At 54.9% G+C, this 7,824-nt stretch carries 7 protein-coding genes; all 7 read left to right on the forward strand.

Annotated elements, in window-relative coordinates:
• Positions 1-121 precede the first annotated feature (121 nt).
• Entirely contained in the window at positions 122-1,570 is a 1,449-nt protein-coding gene (gene ccoN, locus ACTG39_RS12080) for a cytochrome-c oxidase, cbb3-type subunit I (RefSeq protein WP_439107814.1), read from the forward strand.
• A gap of 11 nt (positions 1,571-1,581) precedes the next feature.
• Positions 1,582-2,193, forward strand: coding sequence for a cytochrome-c oxidase, cbb3-type subunit II (gene ccoO / locus ACTG39_RS12085; RefSeq protein WP_439107815.1), 612 nt, complete (start codon positions 1,582-1,584; stop codon positions 2,191-2,193).
• Positions 2,194-2,197: 4 nt separating this feature from the next.
• Entirely contained in the window at positions 2,198-2,374 is a 177-nt protein-coding gene (locus tag ACTG39_RS12090; RefSeq protein ID WP_439107816.1) for a cbb3-type cytochrome oxidase subunit 3, read from the forward strand.
• Positions 2,371-3,246, forward strand: coding sequence for a cytochrome-c oxidase, cbb3-type subunit III (gene ccoP, locus ACTG39_RS12095; RefSeq protein ID WP_439107817.1), 876 nt, complete (start codon positions 2,371-2,373; stop codon positions 3,244-3,246). The genes ACTG39_RS12090 and ccoP overlap by 4 nt, the downstream gene beginning before the upstream one ends.
• A gap of 143 nt (positions 3,247-3,389) precedes the next feature.
• Positions 3,390-4,799 carry a cytochrome c oxidase accessory protein CcoG gene (gene ccoG / locus ACTG39_RS12100; protein ID WP_439107818.1) on the forward strand — a complete coding sequence of 470 codons (1,410 nt, stop codon included), beginning with the start codon at positions 3,390-3,392 and terminating at the stop codon, positions 4,797-4,799.
• Between the two features lie 36 nt (positions 4,800-4,835).
• The gene (locus ACTG39_RS12105; protein WP_439107819.1) at positions 4,836-5,336 is read left to right on the forward strand and encodes a FixH family protein; all 501 of its coding nucleotides are present in this window, start codon (positions 4,836-4,838) and stop codon (positions 5,334-5,336) included.
• A 54-nt stretch (positions 5,337-5,390) separates the two neighbouring features.
• Positions 5,391-7,824: heavy metal translocating P-type ATPase (locus ACTG39_RS12110; RefSeq protein WP_439107820.1), on the forward strand; the 2,434-nt coding region annotated here is incomplete at its 3' end.

Raw genomic sequence — 7,824 nt, forward strand, 5'->3', positions numbered from 1 at the left:
AAAAAGCATTATTAATAGGGGCCGGCATAATCGAGCCAAAAGCACGATGGGGCCCAACACCGTAGATATAGCGACACCAAACCAGGCTCTCAAGCACTAACAGGAATTACGGGTAACGACGATGAGCGAACTGAACGCAGCACTGGAACACCCCGTTTACAACTACAAGGTTGTGCGGCAATTCGCCATTATGACCGTGGTCTGGGGAATCGTAGGCATGCTTGTGGGCGTTTACATCGCCGCTGAGCTTGTGTGGCCCGCGCTCAATCTTGGGCTCCCCTGGACCAGCTTTGGGCGCCTCCGCCCTTTGCACACTAACGCCGTTATTTTTGCCTTTGGCGGTTGCGCGCTGTTTGCCACGTCCTACTATGTCGTGCAGCGAACAACACAGGCACGCTTGATTTCCGACAAGCTAGCGGCATTCACATTTTGGGGCTGGCAACTCGTGATCGTCCTCGCGGCTATCACCCTACCCCTCGGCTACACCACCTCCAAAGAGTACGCCGAGCTTGAGTGGCCCATCGACATTCTCATTACCGTGGTTTGGGTCTCTTACGCTGTGGTGTTTTTCGGCACCCTGGTGAAACGAAAAACCAGCCACATCTACGTCGCAAACTGGTTCTTTGGCGCGTTCATCGTCACCGTGGCGGTGCTTCACCTACTCAACAGCGCGGCCCTACCTGTGGGTATGACGCTCAAGTCCTATTCAGCGTACGCTGGTACCGTGGACGCTATGGTGCAGTGGTGGTACGGCCACAACGCGGTAGGTTTCTTTTTAACCGCCGGCTTTCTGGGGATGATGTACTACTTTGTGCCCAAGCAGGCCGAGCGTCCGGTTTACTCCTACCGTTTATCCATCGTCCACTTCTGGGCTCTGGTATCTGTGTACATCTGGGCGGGGCCGCACCACCTCCACTACACCACACTTCCCGATTGGGCCCAAAGTCTGGGCATGGTGATGAGCCTGATTCTTTTAGCTCCCTCCTGGGGCGGCATGATTAACGGCATCATGACCTTGTCGGGTGCCTGGCATAAGCTTCGCCACGACCCAATCCTGAGATTCATGGTTGTGAGCCTTTCGTTCTATGGCATGTCGACCTTCGAAGGGCCGATGATGTCCATTAAGACCGTTAACTCTCTGTCGCACTATACGGATTGGACTATTGGTCACGTGCACTCTGGCGCCCTGGGTTGGGTGGCGATGATCTCCATCGGTTGTCTCTATCACCTCATACCCAAGCTCTACGGCAAAGAGGAGATGTACAGCACTGACTTGATTAACGTTCACTTCTGGATGTCTACCATCGGTACCGTTCTCTACATCGCGGCTTTGTGGGTGAACGGCATCATGCAGGGCCTCATGTGGCGCGCCTATAACCAGGACGGCACGCTGACCTACGCATTCGTTGAGTCGGTGGTCGCGAGCTATCCGGGCTGGATCGTGAGGACCGTCGGAGGAGCCATCTTCCTCGGTGGCATGCTGATCATGGCCTACAACGTCTTCATGACCATTCGCAAAGAGGCGCCTGCTGAGTCGCCAAAGACAGCGCCCGAAGCTGCCGCGGTATAAGGAGCGAAGCTATGTCATCTCACGAGAAAATTGAAAAAAGCGTCCCCTTACTCATCGTATTGGTGATCGTCGCGATCAGTTTCGGAACTCTAGTCGAGTTGGTACCCCTGATCTTTTCCAAGAAGTACGCAGAACCGATTGCGGGCCTGGAGCCCTACTCCGCACTGGAGCTCGAGGGTCGCGACATCTACATCCGGGAAGGCTGCAACACCTGCCACTCGCAGATGATTCGGCCTCTTCGCGCAGAAACGGAGCGCTACGGGCATTACTCCGTTGCCGGGGAGTCGGTTTATGACCATCCGTTTCTCTTTGGCTCCAAGCGCACCGGTCCTGATCTAGCACGCGTAGGCGAGCGTTACTCGGACGACTGGCACCGCGCACATCTTTACAACCCCAGGGATGTGGTGCCGGAGTCAAACATGCCGGCGTTTCCCTGGCTGTTCAGCGCTGAAGTAAACGCTGAAGGAACCGCGGCAAAAATGAGTACGTTACAGACACTGGGTGTGCCCTACACCGAGGCAGATATTGCAGGCGCGGCCAGTGCCGTGGCGGGCAAAAAAGAGATCGATGCGCTGGTAGCCTATTTGCAGCAGTTAGGCACTCTGATTCAGACGCGGCGCTGAGCATATGGATATCAACGACTTAAGGGGCATCAGCACGGCGTTCCTGCTGTTCGCCTTCATAGGATTAGTGTTTTGGGCCTACAGCAGCAAGCAAAAACAGGAATTTGATGAGGCCGCCAACCTACCCTTTGCGGATGACGACGTGCCGCAAGATGGCAAACAAGAAGGAATCGAGCAATGACTAGCTTTTGGAGTGGCTGGGTAATCGTACTCACAAGTGTCACCCTCATCCTGGTGACCTGGCTATTGTTTGCCAATCGCAAGCGCAATGCGATCGACGAAAAGACCACCGGTCACGTTTATGACGGTATCGAAGAATGGGATAACCCCCTCCCCGGGTGGTGGTTTGCCATGTTCGTGATCACTATTGTTTGGGGCGTTGGCTACTTAATCGCATACCCCGGCATGGGTAACTTCCCCGGGGTTCTCGGTTGGAGCTCTGTTAGCCAGCACGAACAGGAAGTTGCCGTCGCCGACGAGAAGTTTCGTGCCATGCGGGATAAGTATCTTGCGATGTCCATAGAAGACATTTACCAGGATCCTAAAGTACGCAAAATGGGTATGCGTATATACGGCAACAACTGCTCCCAGTGCCATGGTCTAGATGCAGCCGGTGCACTGGGGTTTCCAAATCTTACAGATGACGACTGGCTCTATGGCGGATCTGCGGATGCTATTAAGCATACCCTCATAAACGGTCGACAGGCAGCTATGCCTCCCTGGGAAAGCATTCTGGGTGACAAGGGCATTGCCGAAGCAACGGCCTATGTTTTATCCCTGAATGGTCGAGACGCGGATGCTCAGCAGGTGGCCGCTGGAGAGAAGCATTACCAAACCTACTGCGTCGCCTGCCACGGACCCGAGGGCAAAGGAAACCCATTGATGGGCGCTCCAAACCTGACTAACGGTATTTGGCTGTACGGAGGCAGCACGCAGCAAATTGCCCACAGCCTGCGCATTGGCCGCAATGGAAAAATGCCGGCCTTCGGCAATACGCTTAGTGAAGACAAAATCCACCTTGTCGCAGCCTATATCTATGGCCTGAGCAACTAGCCCAAGACACGACGCAACGGCAATCTAATTACACAAATACCGAAGGCAAACACCCTGGTCACATTACAGCAAGACAGCACCTAGAGACGTCAGGGACTAACGCCACGGGAGTGGCCACTCAATACTAGTAGTGGTAGCAGAATATGTCTGATCCAGATCTCATCGATGTTCAGGAGATCGCACCGGCGGAGGTTGCCGAACTCGACCTCTATCAGAAGCGCGAAAAGATCTACACGCGCAAGATCGAAGGTTTTTACCAGCGACTTCGTGTGTTTACTGGCTGGCCGATGCTTCTTGGATATTACTGTATACCCTGGATTAGCGTTGATGGCCGGCAGGCCGTTTGGTTCGATTTGCCCGAGCGGGAGTTCCATATTTTCGGCCTGACCTTTTGGCCTCAGGACTTTTCGCTCCTCGCTTTTTTGCTAATCATCGCAGCATTCTCTCTCTTTGCGATCACGGTTTCCGCGGGCCGGGTCTGGTGCGGGTACACCTGTCCCCAGACCGTATGGACCAGCATATTTATGTGGGTAGAACAAAAAGTCGAGGGCACACGAAATCAGCGCATCAAACTGGACAAGAAACCCTGGTCGCTCAACAAAGCCACCCGCAAAGTAACAAAGCATGGCGCGTGGCTCTTCATCGCCTTTATGACCGGCATGACTTTCGTGGGATATTTTTATCCCGTGCGAGAACTTACCTACGAACTGGCGACGCTCTCCACCGGCAGTTGGCAGCTTGCATGGACTGTCTTCTTCACCCTCGCGACTTACATAAATGCGGGATGGATGCGTGAGCAAGTGTGCAAATACATGTGCCCCTATGCCCGCTTCCAGTCTGTCATGTTCGATCGGGACACACTCATCGTCTCTTACGATGCGGCTAGAGGAGACCCGCGAGGCTCCCGTAAAAAGTCCCTCGATCACCGCGAAGCCGGCCTCGGTGACTGCATTGATTGCGATCTTTGCGTACAGGTGTGTCCTACCGGCATAGACATTCGCGATGGCTTGCAATACGAGTGCATTGGCTGCGCTCTGTGCGTGGATGCCTGTAATTCCGTCATGCGTAAGATGGGCTACGAACCCGGGCTAGTTCGCTACACTAGTGAGCGCGAGCTCGAAGGCGGTAAGACCCACTGGCTTCGCCCCCGTATCATCGGCTACATCGTCATGCTCTGCCTGATGGTCGGTGTTTTTAGCTATAGCATCGTATCCCGGATCCCCCTCGAACTCACCGTTATGCGCGACCGCAATAATCTGTATGTCGAAACCGCCGACGGTGGTGTCGAAAACATTTACCGTCTGCACATCGTCAACATGGACACCTCTCCACACCAATATGAGCTGAGTGTTAAGGGGCTCGACGGCGCGGTGATTAAAGGTGATACCAGCTATGCGCTTGCGGCCAGTGACGATCGCGAAGTCACTCTGCGAGTCAAAGTGAGCGCCTCGAAACTGAGCGTTCCCAGCACGAGCTTTGTATTTGAAATCGTTGCCAGGGATATGCCCTCGCTTCGAGCAAGCACCGATTCGCGATTCATGAAACCGCTATAGTGAGACCAGAGATAATCAACGATGCGAAGTGCAGTGATGACTAATGCCAGAAGAGATCCACGCCAGCGCGAAGACCTGGAGCCGTGGTACCGGCAATTCTGGCCCTGGTTCCTAATTGCCCTGCCCGGTTCCGTGGTTATCGCCGGACTAAGTACGCTCTACATCGCAAATCTCTACTCTGACGATCTTGTGGTTGATGACTACTACAAAGATGGCCTGGCCATTAATCTTGAGTTGAGCAAGCAAGCGACTGCCCAAGCGCTGGGCATTAACGTAGAAATTCAGGTGCTCGAGCGACGTGCGCAAGTAAGACTCAGCGATCAAGTTGCCCCGCAGGATCTGGTTTTACGTTTTTCGCATCCTCTGGAGGCCGACCGGGACTTCAACGTAACGCTGATAGAGCTCGCTCCCGGCCTCTATCAAAGTTCGCTGCCTACGGAGCTGGCTCCCAACTGGCACTGGACTTTGGAAAGCGAAAACGGCAAATGGCGGCTCGATGGATCCCTGAGCAGCAAAGACTTTATCGACCTGCAATGAAAAGTAACTGCAGTTGATGCGTACCTCGTTGCCTGACACCTCCGCGAGTCAACTTTGAACAGCGCGCAACCACCCCGATCTGTTGCCAAGACTACCTGCTTCCATTGTGGAGACGAGGTTCCAACGGGCGCGGATTTCACTATCAGTATCGCGGGCGAGCCCCGTGACATGTGCTGTCCCGGCTGCCGTGCAGTCGCCGGCATGATTGCCGAGAGTGGTCTCGAACGATTTTACGAGCAGCGCACGGCGTTTAACGAGCGCCCCCCCGTGGATATTAAGTCTAGAGAACAGGAGTTCCTGATCTACGATGACCCCGCCCTCGCGCAACAGTTTTCTGAAACCGATGACAGCGGGGCCATTAACGCGCGCCTGCTTCTCGGTGGTGTCAGCTGCGCAGCGTGCACCTGGCTCGTTGAGACCACACTCCATCGCCTGGATGGCGTTAGCCAGGCAACATTAAATCTGGGACAAAGTCGTCTCGATGTTTCCTTTGATCCCAAGAAACTGCGCATGAGCCAAGTGTTTTCTCAGGTCGCAAGCCTCGGTTATCGCGTACAGCCCTGGCAAAGCAGCTTGAGACAGGACCAGGCAAAGCAGGAGTATCGGACCGACCTCAGACGCCTGGCAGTTGCCGGCATTGGCATGATGCAGGTAGGCATGTTTGCAATCGCACTCCACGCCGGCGATATCCAGGGCATTAGCGATGATTACCAGCAGCTCATGCGTTTGTTTAGCCTGCTCGTAACCAGCTTTGTCGTCGTCTACTCCGCCAGAGGTTTTTTTGAGAGTGCCTGGCGCCATCTACACCATGGCGCTCTGGTCATGGACTTGCCGGTAGCGCTAGCTATTGGCCTGGCTTACAGCGCAAGTACCTACGCCAGCTTTCGCGGTGAAGGCGATGTGTATTTTGACTCCGTAGTTATGTTTACTTTTTTGCTGCTGCTCGCGCGTTTCATAGAAAAACGCCTGCGCTATCAAGATGCAGTCGCCTGGCAAGACGCCGAACAGACACTGCCCGATGCCGTACAGGTTTGGAACGAAAACGGCTGGACAGCTGTTCCCCGCCGCCAACTGGTGGCAGGAAATCGGGTCTTAATTAGGTCCGGCGATACCATACCTATTGATGCGTCGATCATTGATGGCAAAAGTGCCGTGCGCGAAGACAGCTTTAGTGGAGAAGCCCTACCCAGATCTGTCGATGTCGGCGATATGGTGTATGCAGGCACTGTAAACATCGATGATTCTCTCCAAGTCTGCGCAACCGGAACCTATGCCGACTCTCGACTCGCGGCCCTCCAACAATCTATCGATGCGGCGCGCCACGACAAACCCGCCATCGCCTCTCTGGCAGACCGCATTGCGACAGGATTTATTGCGGGCATTTTGCTTATCGCCTGTGCAACAGCTCTGCTGTGGTGGCAGATTGACTCGTCCAGGGCGTTTTGGATTGCGCTGTCGGTGCTTGTCATCAGCTGCCCCTGCGCACTATCGCTCGCGACACCGGCCAGTCTTGCCAATGCGGCCAGCCTCCTTCGACGCCAGGGGGTTATCGTAAACGGTGAGAACGCTTTGGAGTCTCTGGCCAAGCTAGACGTCGCTTTGTTCGACAAGACGGGCACTCTCACCAGCGGCGCATTCACCCTAAACACTGTGCTACCTCTCAAGGACAGCATTGATCCTGCCTCCATAAAGTCTCTGGCAGCGGCTCTGCAACGTCATTCCAATCATCCTCTGGCAAGCGCTTTCAGCTCCATTGACGCCGCAACCGAGGTACAAAATGTTCGTTACGTCGTCAGCAAGGGGCTCGAGGGCGAATACCGCGGTCGACGTCTCCGTCTGGGTTCCGAGGCTTTCTGCCGAGAGCTAAGTCCGGATCTTCCTCCCGAGCCACCGGAAGCAGAGTATTGGATCGCACTCTGCGATGAGGACCAGCCTTTGGCATGGCTTGGACTCACAGACGAGGTCCACGAAGAAGCAATCTCGGTATTACAGGGGCTTCGCACATTGGGCGTCGAGACAGAGCTTCTTACCGGAGACGCCTCCAGTCGGGCAATTGGGCTAGGCGCTCAACTGAATTTTGGGCGTGTAGCTACGGGGCTCTCTCCCCAGGAAAAACTCACGCGGCTTGCCACAGTTCAGGACGCTGGCGCCACAGTGCTCATGGTCGGAGACGGACTTAATGACGCACCGGTTATGAAGCGTGCTGACGTCTCCATTGCAGTAGCCGGGGCGACAGACTTAGCCAAGGCCCAAGCAGACTTTATTGTGCTTAACGGTGATCTTAGGCAAATCTCTTTACTGCTTGAGGTAGCGCAGCGCACTCGACGGATTATTATCCAAAACTTCAGCTGGGCGCTGGGTTACAACGCAATTGGAATACCGCTGGCAGCGCTAGGCTGGATACCGCCCTGGGCAGCGGCAGTGGGTATGTCTTTGAGTTCCCTGCTGGTTGTGGGGAACTCCAGCCGTCTCCGCCGTCTGAACGCAG

The organism is Congregibacter sp. (genome assembly GCF_965662665.1).
GTDB lineage: Bacteria > Pseudomonadota > Gammaproteobacteria > Pseudomonadales > Halieaceae > Congregibacter.

Coding starts and splice junctions, on each gene's coding strand:
- ACTG39_RS12090 (WP_439107816.1), top strand. CDS start 2,198: ATGGATATCAACGACTTAAGGGGCATCAGCACGGCGTTCCTGCTGTTC.
- ccoP (WP_439107817.1), top strand. CDS start 2,371: ATGACTAGCTTTTGGAGTGGCTGGGTAATCGTACTCACAAGTGTCACC.
- ccoO (WP_439107815.1), top strand. CDS start 1,582: ATGTCATCTCACGAGAAAATTGAAAAAAGCGTCCCCTTACTCATCGTA.
- ACTG39_RS12105 (WP_439107819.1), top strand. CDS start 4,836: ATGACTAATGCCAGAAGAGATCCACGCCAGCGCGAAGACCTGGAGCCG.
- ccoG (WP_439107818.1), top strand. CDS start 3,390: ATGTCTGATCCAGATCTCATCGATGTTCAGGAGATCGCACCGGCGGAG.
- ccoN (WP_439107814.1), top strand. CDS start 122: ATGAGCGAACTGAACGCAGCACTGGAACACCCCGTTTACAACTACAAG.